Here is a 15,423-nt window from a genome sequence, read left to right on the forward strand (position 1 = left end):
ATATGGCTATTGGTGGCATAACGCCAAGACAAAAGTTAGCCTTGGTGGCTTAGCCCTCTACTTTTAATGTCAGTTAAAAATGGGGGGATTACCGGATAGGGATTATATCAGGTTAATTTATTAATAGGTTGGGTTTATGCTTTATGCAATTTGTAAATCCGCCCCTATCTCTAAGGCTTGTATTTCTCTAAGCGTGCTAACCGTTCAATGTCATCCATTTCACCCACATCAGTAATGTTGTTTCCATGAAATAATATATCTAAGGTAGAGAAATCATTCTTAAGACGGAATAATTCAATAGCTCCTGATCTACCAATCTTATTAAACTGAATACTTATTTCTTGCACGTCATTAAAATCACGAAAATATTCGCTTAAAATTGTTGCCCCTTTATCAGTAATAAGATTATTATCCAAATCAATCTTGGTAGCAGCAGGCTTATTTTCTTTTATATAGGTCATTATCTCTGAAATCTCATCATCTTTTATTTTTAATCCAGCAAGGTTAACTTTAACGGAATTTTGATGGGCAGTTATTATAGTTGATATTTCTGGTCTCATTTCTTTCCTCATTATCTTTATTCATAGTAAGTATATCTAGTCCCTACGTTGATAATTTTGGGGGGCTGGTGTCGGATAAATATTTTTCTTGTTGTTTCAGCATATTTTCTAGTACTTTTTGCGATGAAGTTTTAAGTCCAAATTTTTTAGTAAACCAGCCTTGCGCTTTCTTCAATACATCGGCTTCATAGGAATCCATTAATTCTTTCTTTAAGTCCGCTAATTCTTCTTTTGTAGAAGTTTCTTCAATTCGTTTTTGCAAATCCTCTAAAATGAGAGTTTTTAAATGATCACCTTTGTGACTCTGATATTTATTTTTGAAAGCGGCGAAATCAGCACTAGTTTGCGCTTTTTGAAATTTGACGTTATTTAAGGAAACTGTGTAAGATTTGTGATCTCGTCCTGCCGCTGGATCTGTAATTTTATAGGTATAAGTATTTTTTACAAAGTTGAGAAGACGCACTCTCTCACCGACACTATCAAAAATAGTGACAGGTTCATTTCCAAACGCTAACTTTCGTGGGGTTCCTTCCTGCTGGGTGACATTTTGTTTACATGCTTTTGGTGAAGAGCGAGGATCGACATGCATTACAGCGGATCCAAGACATTTAGTTTTATCCAGATGGATGCAATTGGATACCACGACGTGAGAAATGGGTTTTTTTACTATTTCCGGCTCTTTTTTTGCTAGCTTCTGATAATTTTTTTGTGCAACGCCATAGGCATGGTCTAAGCATATGTCTACTGCTGTTAAAAATTGGACACCACTAGGAGTTTTACATTGCACTATATTATTAAAACTAAAGGCTTTAACTTTCCCATCAATGGTAATGTGCGGCATGGGCATTGAAGATTTATGAGTACGAGCATCCAACATAGGAAGTTTATCCATTCCCCCCATACCATCAGGTTCTTTATAACGCGGATCTATGGCCGAGGTATTATTTTTGACAATGAAATAAAATTCTGGTGGGTCTCCACAACTAATATGTGGTACGACATTCATCACCTTGCCGTCATCGGTTTTTACACCAAAGGATCCTAGTATTAACTGTACCCCTTCAGGCATAGCTTTAGCCCTTTGTGCAATTTTGTTTTGTAATTCTTCAAATTCCTTTAAAGTTAGCGGCTCTTTAGTGTAAAAAAAGAACTCATTAGTGCTCAGGCGGGTAATGTGATCAGGAACATTATATTTAATATTGTTAGCTTCATGAGTATCCTTAGCTTCATCCATAAGGGTAAAAATACTTTTTTCTAATCGTTCAACCATTTTTTGTCGTTCTTGTGGAGGCATGAGAGAGAGAGGTTGAGGATAACCTGCTCTAGGTGCTTCACCTACCGGAGCCCTCTGAGAGAAATGAGCTATGACAGCTTTTTCATGTATGACAGGAAATTTTATGGGCATATTTATACACTGATTGATCATTATTATATATTTTAGAATAATAAAGATTAAATAATTATTAAGAACGACACGATTTGTTAAATTATAATGCAGAAAATGATTTGATATATTTTGAGATAAATAACGTACCTTATCCAGTGCGACACGCAAGCTGCACTGAAGAGTTGTCTGCCTTTCAATGGACTGTTGCGCAGACCGTTCATACCACTGAACGAAGCTAGGGCCATGAATAAAGTGAGTTCTGCTAACTTAAGCACAGAGTCTAGGTTTCTCGATCCGCCAATATGGGATACCATCTTGACGAAAACCGGCAACTGTCAGATCAAGTTTGAACTACTACAAATAATGGGAGCCTGCCAATAATTTTTGCGTCAGAGCGCAATTTCCGGAGCGCTAGGCCAATTATTATTTCGTTGCATCCAATGACAGCTTTCCGAAGGCAATCAGGCTAAACAAAAGTGTGAAACTGGGCATGTGATTCATTGAATGGTATATGGCCGGCAATATGCCGATGTGACGAACGTAAATCAGTTATACGACCATGTCTGCCTGTTGCCTGGCCTGTTCAATGAGATAAATAAACCGTGTCATCCCTGTCATTATTTAAGCGCCAAATTTAATATTCCATCCAAATTGATTTGTAATTGATAAATAGGGTTTATTCTATTTCGATTGCAGGAAAAAATTTTTTAATACTGTTGGCAATTGATGTGCCTTCTACAAAGTCATTCAAAACCCAAAAGCGTGCGCTTTTATTAAATGTTGTTTGGATTTTCTGGATGTCTCCGACAAAAAAATTGCTATCTCTGCCTGCTTCTAAAATCAAAGATTGATAAATCTATTTGGTTCTGTCGCAAAAAATTATCCAATCGGCTAGAGTTTCTATTATTTTCAAATTAACGGTCAACGATGCTCAATTTCAAGTGGCGCCATTTTAAACAGGATATTATATTGATGCTGTTCAGATGGTATTTGGCATATGCGTTGAGTTACCGTGATATTGAAGAGTTGGCGCTTGAGCGTGGGTTAAAAGTAGATCATTCCACTATCAATCGCTGGGTGATTGAATATTCCCCTCAGTTGGAGGAGTCATTTCGCAAGCGCCACAAGCGTTCTGTTGGGATTTCTTGGCGCATGGATGAGACCTATATTAAGGTAAAAGGCCAATGGGTGTACCTGTACCGTGCCGTTGATAAGCAAGGCAATACCATTGATTTCATGCTGTCAGAAAAACGTGACGAGCCAGCAGCACGGGCATTTTTTGAGAAAGCAATTGGCTCAAGCGGCATTCCGGACAAGGTTACCATAGATAAAAGTGGCGCGAATAAAGCAGGTATCGATACCATCAACCTTTATTTGGCACTTCTATTTATATTGGGCGGTGTGTTTACACAAATCACAGTTCGCCAAATCAAATATCTTAATAATATTGTGGAGCAAGACCATCGGTTTGTGAAAAAAATCACCAAACCCATGAAAGAATTCAAAGCGTTTCATTCTGCAGTTGCTACTTTAGCGGGGATTGAGTTGCACCATATGCTCAGAAAAGGACAGCATAATCAATCGTCTAATCAGAACATTATTGAGCAATTTTATGGACTTGTGGCATAAACTCGCCCAGAATTCCTGTCTTTTACGCACGTAATTATTTTTGCGACAGAACCTGAAATTAGATATAACGCGTTCACGTGATTACTTGGTAAAGGCCAATTGGGCGTTTTTCTCCTACAAAAGAACAAGGAACTTATCATTTTCAACAACTACTTTGCGAATTTTTAAATCATTAAAAATGGCGTTCTCATTTCAAGAACGCCATCCGCTTTATCAATCGATAAGTTCGCACTCCCCTTTTCCATCAGCACTCCATGATGCAGCAATGGAGTACAGGGCGTCGCAGGAGCTATCTTTACAGATTTTTGTAGCAGGGGAAATTTGACAGGCTCCTGCCCAGCCTTGATTATCATAAGCAATTGAAATGGTTTTTACGCCAGCCGGTAAAAAGCCCTGACCTTCACGGTTATCAATCACGGCGGATGTAATCCAATTGCTTTCATCATTCTCAAGGAAATAACTTAAGCTGAGGTGGGAAATTTTACCCAAGTCGCCTGCATTAAATGTTACGGTGACATCTTTAGGTAAGAGGTCCACTGTTGGGGATTGATCCTCTGAAATGTTCACAGCTTCTGGCGTTGGATAATTCTCGCTACCAAGTTGCCCGGCATACTGAAAAGGATTGTAATTCAGTTTATTCATAATAACCCAAGCATTAGAAGTGGTACTTGGAAGGGTATTGGCATTCCAACCAAAAGGAATTGCGAAACGTTTGCTGGCATATAAATACGCTTTACCGGATTCGGCTGGTAATTTCATGAAATAGGCCTCAGGCGTCGCACCGTCAAAACTTGCTTTAAGGTATTGGTCATTGCGTAAATGTACAATTCCTTGTTTCATACTGTCTAAGTCATTTTCTAGCGAGGATGTATCCATCCCATTACTTTGATAAAATTGGATTAAGGAGTTAAGTGTGTTGATTGCCCCTGCTGTCCATTCGGCACTCATGATTTGTTCGGGATTTTTACCGGCATTATTCTGCAAAGTATAACCGACGCCCCATAACTCACCTTGGGAATAATAACCCCCTTTTTCGCGGATTTGCTGCCACATTTTTAAGGCAGTCCCTTTACCATACCACCGATCAATATTCTCTGCGCCTAATGCAGAAATACCCCACGTATTAATATCAATTGCCATGGCCCCTGCTGAATCGGATTGATCGGGTTTCCAGTCATTGGTTGAAGAGGGATTAACTGCTGTTCCGTGGGTATAAAATATCTTTTGTTTGCGATTGTAAGCCCCATTATAAATAAAACTGAGAATTCCTAATGTTTTATAGCCATTTACGGTAGTGCCACCATATAACATAGTATCCACTTTTCGTAATGCTTCTTTGACTTCAGCTGTTTGGTCTGTGGATTGCAATACCCTTTTCAATATTTGTAACCCGCCAAGTACCGAGAAATTATTTTCAACGGATATTTCTCCTTTTGGGATCGGTCCCTGATTACCCTGAGAACCACCGGGCGCATAATAAAATGCTCCGATCCCTGCTTGCATTGCTGAAAAAGCATTTAAACTGTTCATCGCATTTTGGAGTGCGAGGGAATTTGATGATACTTTACCGTTATTAAGGAGTAGTTCCGCCTGTAAAGGGCCAATTAATTGCGCCCAGGCATTTTCACCCGTGATAGGTTTCCAATCAGACCAGGTCGTAACGTATTTAAAAAAATCGGCATCATGGTGTTCTTTATCATTTTTAGCGAGTTCATCTGGGTCATAATCCCAACCAATTGAGTCCTGATATTTACCTTTGTAAAAAGGATCTTTATTATGAAATTCAGTTGTGATCATTCTAAAAGTAAATGCTTCTTTTGGATTGCTAATCGAGTTTTTGTATCCATATTTAAAACTTTTATCCGTTGCACGGTTCGATTTATTAGTAATTGTCTGTAATTGATTATTGATTAAGCTTTTAGCAGTTTCAGGATTGAGGTAACCATTTTTTGCAGCGAGAGCAAGGGCGATTTGCCAGGTTGCTGCATCGTAAATGTCTGCACCATATTTCATGTCAGTCCGTTCAATCTGAGCTTGTGCCCTATCAATTTCCAGAGAGTTGCCCGGATTATTAAGACCTTGGCCTAATATGGCATAGGGATTATTGTAAAGACTATCAATTACTGCGCAAGTGTCGCTTGCCTGACAAATATAATCGCCAAAATATCGGTCAATATCGTCTTGTTTTCCGATATAATAACTAAGAGGAACTGGTTTACCCTCCTTGCTGCTAATTAATAATTCTTTAGAAACTAAAAATTTAACTAAATCTTTAATTTCATCATCAGGGGTTACAGCTAAAAGAGGATTGGAAGCCGTTATAATTCCACCTATAAGTAACAAGTGAGGGAGTTTTATCATAAAACAGATCCTATGTTGAGATTAACGCTGGTAGGGTAAACTAACTGAGTGAAGAGATTACCTTTTACGTTAAAAATTACTCATAATTTACCATTAAATACCATATTTTACACAATTAACGCTTTTATTGCTATCATTGCTCAATATTTGAGTGTCAGAGGGTATTAGGCCCCGCCGGGCCGATGTTATTTGTTGTAATTGAATTCACAAATTTTGTAAATTTACTTACTGTATTGCGTGCGACTTCAGAAATCGCTGAGTATTACTTTAGCATTTTAATCGAGATCACTCTACGTAAAAATATTGTAGTAAACACTTAATCATCAATCGAAGATTATTATTAGTAATTAAGCTGTCAATTTGAGGATAGGAAGAATAAATCACCTCTTTTAGTGTAAGCATCAAATATGGCTCTTCATTTGGCGTAGATTTTTTATGCTCATTTGCCCTTCCAAGCTTTGCTAACGTGGTAATCCCCCCAAAAAATAATTGATGTCAAAAGTAGAATTTTCTCGTAATGTATATGGAAGGAGATTCTGCATGAAACGATCAAAATTCAGTGATACCCAAATCATATCGATATTGAAGCAAGGAGAGGCTGGTCTTCCAGTCCCGGATATATGCCGAGAGCATGGAATCAGCTCAGCGACATTTTATAAATGGCGAGCTAAGTATGACGGTCTGGATGTTCCAATGATGTCGAGACTAAAGGAACTGGAGGCAGAAAACAGCCGCTTAAAAAAGATGTATGCTGAGGAGCGATTGAACGCTGAGATATTGAAAGAGGCTCTTGAAAAAAAGTGGTAACACCGTCTCGCCGTAAGGACTTGGCGAAAAAGGCGGTGCAGGAGAAGCGTATTCCCATTCGTCGGGCATGTGTTCTGTTTAGCATCAGTGAAACATGCTACCGCTATGATGCAAGGCTGAATGGCGAAAATGCTGAAATTGCTGATTGGCTGTTACGCTTAACAAGCGCTCAGCGTAATTGGGGCTTTGGCCTGTGTTTCCTCTATCTTCGTAATGTGAAGCACTTCAAATGGAATCATAAAAGGGTCTATCGCATATACAGTGAGTTGGAATTGAATTTACGGATAAAACCCAAAAAACGGTTAATCAGGGAAAAACCTGTCGCATTAGCAGTGCCCAGTGCCATCAATCAATGTTGGTCAATGGATTTCATGCATGATCAACTTCAAAATGGACGAAGCTATCGTTTATTCAATGTGATGGATGATTTCAATCGCGAGGGATTGGCAATCGAAGTTGATTTTTCTTTGCCGGCTGAGCGGGTTATAAGGGCGCTGGATCAAATCATTGAGTGGCGGGGTAAGCCTTTGAATATTCGTTGTGATAATGGGCCCGAATACATCAGTCATCTGTTAGCTGCATGGGCTATGAAGCATAAAATCACATTGCTGTTTACGCAACCGGGAAACCCTCAGCAAAACGCTCATGTTGAACGATATAATCGAACGGTAAGATACGACTGGCTAAATCAATATTTATTCAGTACGATCGCCGAAGTACAGGATTTTGCCACCAAATGGTTGTGGTCTTACAACAACGAAAGACCTAATATGGCTATTGGTGGCATAACGCCAAGACAAAAGTTAGCCTTGGTGGCTTAGCCCTCTACTTTTAATGTCAGTTAAAAATGGGGGGATTACCGGGTTTTTTGCTTCTTTTTTGATGGCATGATACTTGTGCTTTCTAAAAAATATCTTTATGTTTTAAGTATACGCCAAAGTAATTAACATATTATTAAGCTTGCTTTCGTAAGTGCTAATATTAAGTACTTACCAAGATAAAGTATTAATTAGGTGTGCTTAATTTAAATTTTATTCTCGAGCCTTCTTGGTTTGTCCCAGAAAAACTGCTTACTCGAAGTGTATTGTCGGTCGAATCCTCTATTAACAAATCAAAATCGACGTAAGTCACTGATGGCTTCATAACTCATACCAATGCTATATAGAGATAAAATCTTGTTATCCAGAGATTTTCAGTACAGTTTGACGCTTCTTGATAATCTCAGGTTCAAAACTGCCATCTCGGTCTCTTGGGGTATTTAAATTAAATGCGCCGATGGAAGATTTCACCGTCTTCGTTAATTTGCCGTTACGTCGATTAGCTGAGCCATCCTCACGACATTCTGACAGGTGGGCATCCATTTCTCCTTCTAGAGCCGACTCCAATAATGCCTTTATTAAAGGAGTTAATACGCCATCCTTACCTGTAAGATTTTGTCCTTCTTTTAATTGTGATAAGGCTTCTGACTTAAAATTGTTAAAATCAAAGGTTGATAAGTCTATTTTTTTATTCATTGGATACCTCTTTATAACTGTTAAAAATAATAACAAATTTAAAGAGGTGACACAGTTATTCAAACACTATCTTTCCGTTTTTTTCACATTTCGATAAAACCATTTCAGCATTCTTAGGGTTTATTCACTTTTCCCGGGCGCTGATATGGATGGGCTAGAAATTTCGTTCACGGAACCCAACGTTTTAAAAATCTGATCGAACATCTTGTCTGTCGTTGTTTTATGATTTGGACTGAAGAAAGCATGTATTTTGTTACGTTGATGTTTGATTACAGCCTCATTTTCTTGGTAATAGTTCTTGACTTGAGTCCTTAAATCATCCAACGATGACTTTTCTTTCTTAATGATGTCTTCTAATGAAGAGATTGTATCTTTTTTTGCTTTGTTTGTTTCTATTAATCCTATTTTGTGAAATAGATTTTCACGGCTTGCGACATTGTCTTGATGAAATTTATTGATAATACCCAATACAGCTGTTTTGATTTCACCTAATATGAGATCTAACCTGCCTTCAGGTGAGTAATGAAACATAACTTTCTTAAAAGCATTTCTGATTTTCTCTTCAGGTAAGCCAGTTGGCAGCATCTTCTTGAAAGTCTCAAGAAGTATTTCTATAGCAATCAAAGACGAGACTGTGGATTCTGTTTGATGAAATCCCTGCGCAAATACTGAAAAATTCGTCGTGGCTTCTTTAATTGCACGGTTTCTTAATATTTTTTCTGCTATTGCCGCACGTTGATCAGGGTTGACATGTATTGGAAGCAAGACTTCCACAAGCGTGAAATTATCGTCTAGCGCGCTCAGTAAGGTTTTAACTACAACATTTTTATTGCTTAAATTATTCGGTACATCAAATAATTCGGGTGTGCCGCTTAAGTATAATGCTTTATTTAATATGCATGGGTTTCCTGACAAGGCGGCATAGTGGGCGATGGTTAGGCCATAGTTATCTATTCTGGTTAACAATTCCGGCCGGTTATCCGCTACCCATTGAAGAGCCTTAATGTTTCCTGACAGGGCGGCATAGTGGGCGATGGTTAGGCCATCTTTATCTATTCTGGTTAACAATTCCGGCCGGTTATCCGCTACCCATTGAAGGGCCTTAATGTTTCCTGACAGGGCGGCATAGTGGGCGATGGTTCGGCCATAGTTATCTTTCTCGGTTAACAATCCAGGCCGGTTATCCGCCACCCATTGAAGGGCCTTATGGCTTCCTGACCAGGCGGCGTAGTGGGCGATGGTTAGGCCATAGTTATCTTTCTTGGTTAACAATCCAGGCCGGTTATCCGCCACCCATTGAAGGGCCTCAGGGTTTCCTGACAGGGCGGCATAGTGTGAGAAAGTAGAGCCCCAATTGTCTTGTTGTGTTGAGCTCAGGTTAATACTGTTCATTTTCCCAGTTAAGACCTGTAATTGCCAGGGAGCATCAATTATCAAACGGGGGCTTGCCATTCGCATCAGGGGTTTTAACTGATTAAATAATCGCTTGTAAAACTCCTCTGGAATATTTGCCTGGTCTATTAAATCAGAAGGAATGCCTAAAGAGACCAGGTTTGTATAATCAGTAGTATTGTTAGGAATTGTCATTAGTTTAAATAAATAATGGATGATTGATAAATCATTGTACAATGTATTGCTTAAGATAATCTTAGCGTAAAAGAAAAGGTTCTTTCGCAGGCTCTGTCGCAAAAACCATTAGAGACGCAAGAGGGATTTATTTTGGGCACAACTATGCAGCGAGTCCAAAGAACTGTTCAAAAATAGTTTGATTGGCAGATTGGTTATGCTGCCCTTTACGTAACATAATAATGCAATTCAATGCCGGCTAATCTTGCATCCGCTGAGTGAAAGGCCTTGAATCCCTTCATTGACCTGGTGATTTTCTTAATGAATCGATGGTCTTGTTCCACGATGTTATTGAGGTATTTGATTTGTCTCACCGTGAGCTGGATGAAAAGACCGCCCAACATAAACAACAGCGCCAAGTGTAAATTAATGGTATCAATTCCGGCTTTATTAGCAACACTTTCATCCATAGTGATTGCATCTGGAGTACCACTTGAGCCAAGCGCTTTCTCAAAAAATACTCTGGCTGCGGGTTCGTCACAGTATTCTGACAGCATGAAATCAACTGTATTTCCTTCTTTATCAACAGCCCGATACAAATAGACCCATTCGCCTTTTACTTTAATATAGGTCTCATCTATGCGCCATGAAACACAACAGGACGCTTATGACGTTTGCGAAATACCTGTTCCAGCAAGGGTGCATACCTAATTACCCAACGATTGATGGTAGAGTGGTCCACCTTGAGTCCACGCTCCAAAGCCAACTCTTTAACGTCACGATAACTCAATGAGTAGGCCAGGTACCCTCTGACCAGCATCAAAATAATATCCTGCTTAAAATAGCGCCACTTAAAACTAATCATCGTTGACCATTCACATGAAAAACGACAGATCTTACTTTGTCCAAGAACTTTTTGCGACAAAACCTCCGTTGATAACGCTGTTAACCATGTACTTTGCTGATCGCTTACGATCATGACTATGGTTTGGTATTCGTATACTCTATTAAATTCTCGTCATTCGACACAGATTCTTGTCTAGACTGAAAAAAATTATTGCAATTGCTCCAAAAATTATTTCTTGTGTCTAAGCTTGTCTCTTTAATGAAACTTGTATTTGGGTTTGGTTTTGAAGTAGTGTATGGTGCGGGATCATGCACCTCATTTCCAAAAAATGGCTGAAATAGCTGCGATTCTAATATAGAGTATTCGTCGAGCTGTGGGTTGAAATGTCCATATTCTGAATCATTTTCTAAGCTTAAGTCGGTAATTTCTTGCTGATATTGACTTTCTGCATTTTTTGAAGAAAACTCCATGAAATTGAATCGAGTTTGCACTTTCTCATCATCTATCTCGAAAGCCATCTGATTTTTTTCTCTTGTGTTCACAGTATCCTCAGTAGACAAATATTGCTGTGATGAGATTTGCAATTCAGATAAGATTTCATCTGATAACTCAATGATATTAGATTCATTAATAATCTGAGAAAGATTATAAGGTGAGCTTTCCAGGTTTTCTTGACAACATAAAGATATGTAATCCGGGTAAGCCTCCTGATTCAGTTTATTTCGAGAAGACCTTGAGTCCTTGACTATATTACTTTGATTGTTATCAACCTCATTTGCGTCAGCGACTAAATCTGTAGTATATAAATCTTGGTTGTTGTCATCACCGTCAAATGCAACATTTCTTGGAAATGAATTAACAAAATCGTAAATCACATCATTCTCTGTTTCGTCTAGAAAGCTCTGCTGAGTATTACCTGTATTGGCAGCTTCGGAGAAACTATTTGTGTTGGCTATGAGATTTTGCGGACTGTAAGTGAAGACCTCTATCGCAGGAGGCAGGCTTGAGTTTCTTTCTTGGTTGTTAACGGTTTGATTAAGCCGGGTATCTAAACTGGAAACTGATTTATCAATGTTTCCTTCATCCTGAAACTCAAATAACTCACTTGCATTTGTGAAAGGGTAGGAAGTGTAGTCGTGGCTTGTTTGGTGTCTATTGTCAACTTCAAGCGCCAGTTCTATCGTGGCAGTCATTTGTTTCTCAGTTTGAACTTTTCTTCGTTTGTTTTTATTTTGGGGTTGAGTAACATCCATTGTGCGTTTGGCATGCTCTGCCTCTACCTCTACCTCTACCTCTACCTCTACCTCTACCTCTACCTCTACCTCTACCTCTACTTCAAGCTCAGGATCAATTACAATTGATTCTTGGACTATTTCTAAATCTTCAAGCAAAAAAGTCAGATCTGAGACTTGTATGCGGATCTGATCGGGCAGGTGTAAGTCAGTAACATTTAAACTGGTCATCAATTTATTAGTGGCTAAGTCGTAAAGTTTTTTTCTACCTTGTTTATTACTAAACTCGGATACGATTAGATCGTTATCATCAATGAGTTCTGCTAACTTAAGCACAGAGTCCAGGTTTTTCGAGCCGCCAATATGGGATACCATCTTGACGATCTGATTCGAGTCAAAACCAAGCTTATCAAGGGCCTCAACATTATTTTTTACCGCATCCAGGTTTCTCGAGCCGCCAATATGGGATACCATCTTGACGATTTGTTCTGGATTAAATTCAAGGGCCTTAAGGATATCAGCATTATTTTTTACCGCATCGAGGTTTCTCGAGCCGCCACCATGGGATACCATCTTGACGATCTGATTCGAGTCAAAACCAAGCTTATCAAGGGCCTCAAGATTATTTTTTACCGCATCGAGGTTTCTCGAGCCGCCACCATGGGATACCATCTTGACGATCTGATTCGAGTCAAAACCAAGCTTATCAAGGGCCTCAAGATTATTTTTTACCGCATCGAGGTTTTTCGAGCCGCCATCATGGGATACCATCTTGACGATTTGTTCTGGATTAAAATCAAGGGCCTTAAGGATCTCAAGATTATTTTTTACCGCATCGAGGTTTTTCGAGCCGCCATCATGGGATACCATCTTGACGATTTGTTCTGGATTAAAATCAAGGGCCTTAAGGATCTCAACATTATTTTTTACCGCATCGAGGTTTCTCGAGCCGCCATCATGGGATACCATCTTGACGATTTGTTCTGGATTAAAATCAAGGGCCTTAAGGATCTCAACATTATTTTTTACCGCATCCAGGTTTTTCGAGCCGCCAATATGGGATACCATCTTGACGATCTGATTCGAGTCAAAACCAAGCTTATCAAGGGCCTCAAGATTATTTTTTATCGCATCGAGGTTTTTCGAGCCGCCACCATGGGATACCATCTTGACGATCTGATTCGAGTCAAAACCAAGCTTATCAAGGGCCTCAGCATTATTTTTTACCGCATCGAGGTTTTTCGAGCCGCCACCATGGGATACCATCTTGACGATCTGATTCGAGTCAAACCCAAGCTTATCAAGGGCCTCAAGATTATTTTTTACCGCATCGAGGTTTTTCGAGCCGCCACCATGGGATACCATCTTGACGATCTGATTCGAGTCAAACCCAAGCTTATCAAGGGCCTCAACATTATTTTTTACCGCATCGAGGTTTCTCGAGCCGCCATCATGGGATACCATCTTGACGATTTGTTCTGGATTAAATTTAAGGGTCTTAAGGAGCTTAAAATTATTCTTTATAGATTCTAGATTTTTAGAACCTCCTCCTTTTCTGGCAATATTGGTAATTTGATCGTGGGTGAGTTTAATTTCATCGACTAGTATTTCATGTAACTCTAAAAGTTTAAGGTAAGATCTTCTATAAGATTTGCGTATGACTATCTTTTCAATCTGATACTCCTCATATCCGCGCGTTGAGAGCTCTTTTTTAGCTTTATCATATTCTTCAACTTTGATATTGTATTTCGCAAGATTTTCCAGTGAATATTTGCTTTTTTTACTAGTCGTATTGGTCATAATTGCTATCAGAATTAAAGATAATTTTCTAAATTATATAAAGTGTTTATTAAAAGAATATTAACACAATGAAATTTCCAACAAACCCTACTTTTTGGCCCGTACTGCATCCTTTTGACTACCTTTACATGTCTAAAAGTAGCCCCTTTAATGATTGTCCATGTAGTACTAAATTCCATTGAAATCGATTTATGATAGAATTTGAACCTTATTAAGTTAAGTGTGGATTGTCATCCTCTTTAGAGGATGGTTCTTCTTCTCTTAATTCGGATAACATTTGTTTAGCCTTGTCGTAAAAAAGCTGGGTTGTCTCTCCTCTTTTATTAAAAAGTCCATGATCTTTTCTTAAAGCTGATTCATTCACTATTTTATCCACATTTTTTAACGCATCATCCCAATCAATGTGTCCCCTTTGAGCTTCATCAATTTTCTGTAAGATTTCATTCATCCCCTTTGGGATAGTGTTTTTTTGTCCGGTGACTTTATCAGTAATGCTAACTCCACCGAAAACACCAATGTCCCATTTGGTGTCCAATATCAGATATTGAATGCCTTGAAGAACTGATCTGGATGCGTCCATCTTTTCTATTTTATCGCGAAACTCTTTAAGCGAAGTACTCCACGCCGGCTCGTTTTCTATAATAGCTTTAAATTCGTCATATTTTTTCGTTGTCCTCTCTTGTCCTGTAGCAGCATTTTTTTTAAATCTATCGTCTTTGACAATTATTTTTTGTTGCCATGTAGTGACTTCTTTCAGGTTATCTAATTGAAAAAGCAAGAGTTGCTTTTTAAAGTCGTTTTTTACTACAGAATTGTCTTTTGAACTCCCAATTGCTTTGTAAATTTTGTCCGCAGGAATAGTGCGAAGAAGTGCTTCATAAAGATAGGCATTATCTTCTACAGTGTCGGGTTTGGCTTTTCTGCGAGCATGAATGAATACATGACATGCCGCTTCGGTAGAGGCTCTATAATTGTCATTATCATCAATAAAAATAATATCTTCAGGTTTTACCTTAAACTCATCCTGATAAGCTTTTAACAGTTTGTTCTTTGAATTATTTGTTTCTTCATTTTGTAGTCCCGCACCAATTTTTCGGGCAATCTCTTCTTTAAGATACGGTCTTTTTTTTCCGAAAATATAATCAAGACCTTGATACATGGATTGAATATATTTTCCATAATTCTTATCATCGTCTTTCATTTGAATTCGTTGCGAACCTATTACTGATACAATGCCATTCTTATCTAGAGCTTCGAGCGTTAATTTTACAAAAGGCTTGTTTGCTACAACGAAATCAACAGGATCTTCACCTGTCCTTGACATTTCACTTCGAGTTGAGGGCATATAACAATCATCATTGGATTTTGATTTCCCAAAATTTATTGGTCCATCAATATCCCATACTACAAGTTTCAGGCCCATACATTACTCCATAAATAGAAAAAAATTGAATATATGTATTATCTTAGCTTAAACGCCTTAAAATAATATTAACGTCAGTGAAATATCGTTTGGTTAAAATTCATGCATTAGAAAAATAGGCATTCGGCAAGGATTTATCAAGACGGGTCCCGGTCAAGTCCCAAGTGCTGTAAATTTCCATCAGATTCAGCCCATTGGGGATAGATAAGATTTCCCACCCCTTGGATGTTCATTTTGACACCAATTCCTTATCCGCCTGGTTGTCCTTTTATTATCAGGTTCATGTCAGAGGAACCC

9 protein-coding genes and 1 pseudogene are annotated in these 15,423 nt (G+C 38.6%); 2 read left to right on the forward strand and 8 right to left on the reverse strand.

Features of this window, described 5'->3' with window-relative positions; genetic code table 11:
- Positions 1-170 precede the first annotated feature (170 nt).
- The gene (locus E1O65_RS10420) at positions 171-560 is read right to left on the reverse strand and encodes a hypothetical protein (RefSeq protein ID WP_133133548.1); all 390 of its coding nucleotides are present in this window, start codon (positions 558-560) and stop codon (positions 171-173) included.
- A gap of 43 nt (positions 561-603) precedes the next feature.
- The gene (locus E1O65_RS10425; RefSeq protein ID WP_133133549.1) at positions 604-2,115 is read right to left on the reverse strand and encodes a hypothetical protein; all 1,512 of its coding nucleotides are present in this window, start codon (positions 2,113-2,115) and stop codon (positions 604-606) included.
- 759 nt (positions 2,116-2,874) lie between these two features.
- On the opposite strand from E1O65_RS10425, the gene E1O65_RS10430 reads away from it, so the two are divergent.
- Positions 2,875-3,576: an IS6 family transposase gene (locus E1O65_RS10430; RefSeq protein WP_133133550.1), complete on the forward strand. Its 702-nt coding sequence runs from the start codon at positions 2,875-2,877 to the stop codon at positions 3,574-3,576.
- Positions 3,577-3,789: 213 nt separating this feature from the next.
- Here E1O65_RS10430 and E1O65_RS10435 read toward each other — a convergent pair whose 3' ends face one another.
- On the reverse strand, positions 3,790-5,937 hold the full coding sequence (locus E1O65_RS10435; protein ID WP_133133551.1) for a hypothetical protein: 2,148 nt from the start codon (positions 5,935-5,937) through the stop codon (positions 3,790-3,792).
- 540 nt (positions 5,938-6,477) lie between these two features.
- On the opposite strand from E1O65_RS10435, the gene E1O65_RS10440 reads away from it, so the two are divergent.
- Positions 6,478-7,565 (forward strand): IS3 family transposase gene (locus tag E1O65_RS10440; RefSeq protein ID WP_133133552.1). Its coding sequence is split into 2 segments (ribosomal slippage): positions 6,478-6,739 and positions 6,739-7,565, totalling 1,089 coding nucleotides; the frame shifts between segments, so codons are not numbered across the junction.
- Between the two features lie 357 nt (positions 7,566-7,922).
- Here E1O65_RS10440 and E1O65_RS10445 read toward each other — a convergent pair.
- The 5 genes and pseudogenes from E1O65_RS10445 to E1O65_RS10465 form a co-directional block, all read right to left on the reverse strand.
- On the reverse strand, positions 7,923-8,258 hold the full coding sequence (locus E1O65_RS10445) for a transposase (RefSeq protein WP_242601587.1): 336 nt from the start codon (positions 8,256-8,258) through the stop codon (positions 7,923-7,925).
- Positions 8,259-8,378: 120 nt separating this feature from the next.
- A complete protein-coding gene (locus E1O65_RS10450) occupies positions 8,379-9,887 on the reverse strand; it encodes an ankyrin repeat domain-containing protein (protein WP_133133553.1) in 1,509 nt (502 codons plus the stop codon).
- 100 nt (positions 9,888-9,987) lie between these two features.
- A pseudogene (locus E1O65_RS10455) lies at positions 9,988-10,689 on the reverse strand (IS6 family transposase).
- 116 nt (positions 10,690-10,805) lie between these two features.
- On the reverse strand, positions 10,806-13,703 hold the full coding sequence (locus tag E1O65_RS10460; protein ID WP_133133554.1) for a hypothetical protein: 2,898 nt from the start codon (positions 13,701-13,703) through the stop codon (positions 10,806-10,808).
- 211 nt (positions 13,704-13,914) lie between these two features.
- Positions 13,915-15,126, reverse strand: a complete 1,212-nt coding sequence (locus E1O65_RS10465) for a hypothetical protein (RefSeq protein WP_133133555.1) — start codon at positions 15,124-15,126, stop codon at positions 13,915-13,917.
- Positions 15,127-15,423: the final 297 nt, after the last annotated feature.

This window comes from Legionella sp. W10-070 (genome assembly GCF_900640175.1).
Taxonomy (GTDB): domain Bacteria; phylum Pseudomonadota; class Gammaproteobacteria; order Legionellales; family Legionellaceae; genus Tatlockia.

Bases quoted from the DNA above. Each gene is read 5' to 3' on its own strand.
- E1O65_RS10420 (WP_133133548.1), bottom strand. From the start codon at position 560: ATGAGACCAGAAATATCAACTATAATAACTGCCCATCAAAATTCCGTT.
- E1O65_RS10430 (WP_133133550.1), top strand. From the start codon at position 2,875: ATGCTCAATTTCAAGTGGCGCCATTTTAAACAGGATATTATATTGATG.
- E1O65_RS10435 (WP_133133551.1), bottom strand. From the start codon at position 5,937: ATGATAAAACTCCCTCACTTGTTACTTATAGGTGGAATTATAACGGCT.
- E1O65_RS10445 (WP_242601587.1), bottom strand. From the start codon at position 8,258: ATGAATAAAAAAATAGACTTATCAACCTTTGATTTTAACAATTTTAAG.
- E1O65_RS10460 (WP_133133554.1), bottom strand. From the start codon at position 13,703: ATGACCAATACGACTAGTAAAAAAAGCAAATATTCACTGGAAAATCTT.
- E1O65_RS10465 (WP_133133555.1), bottom strand. From the start codon at position 15,126: ATGGGCCTGAAACTTGTAGTATGGGATATTGATGGACCAATAAATTTT.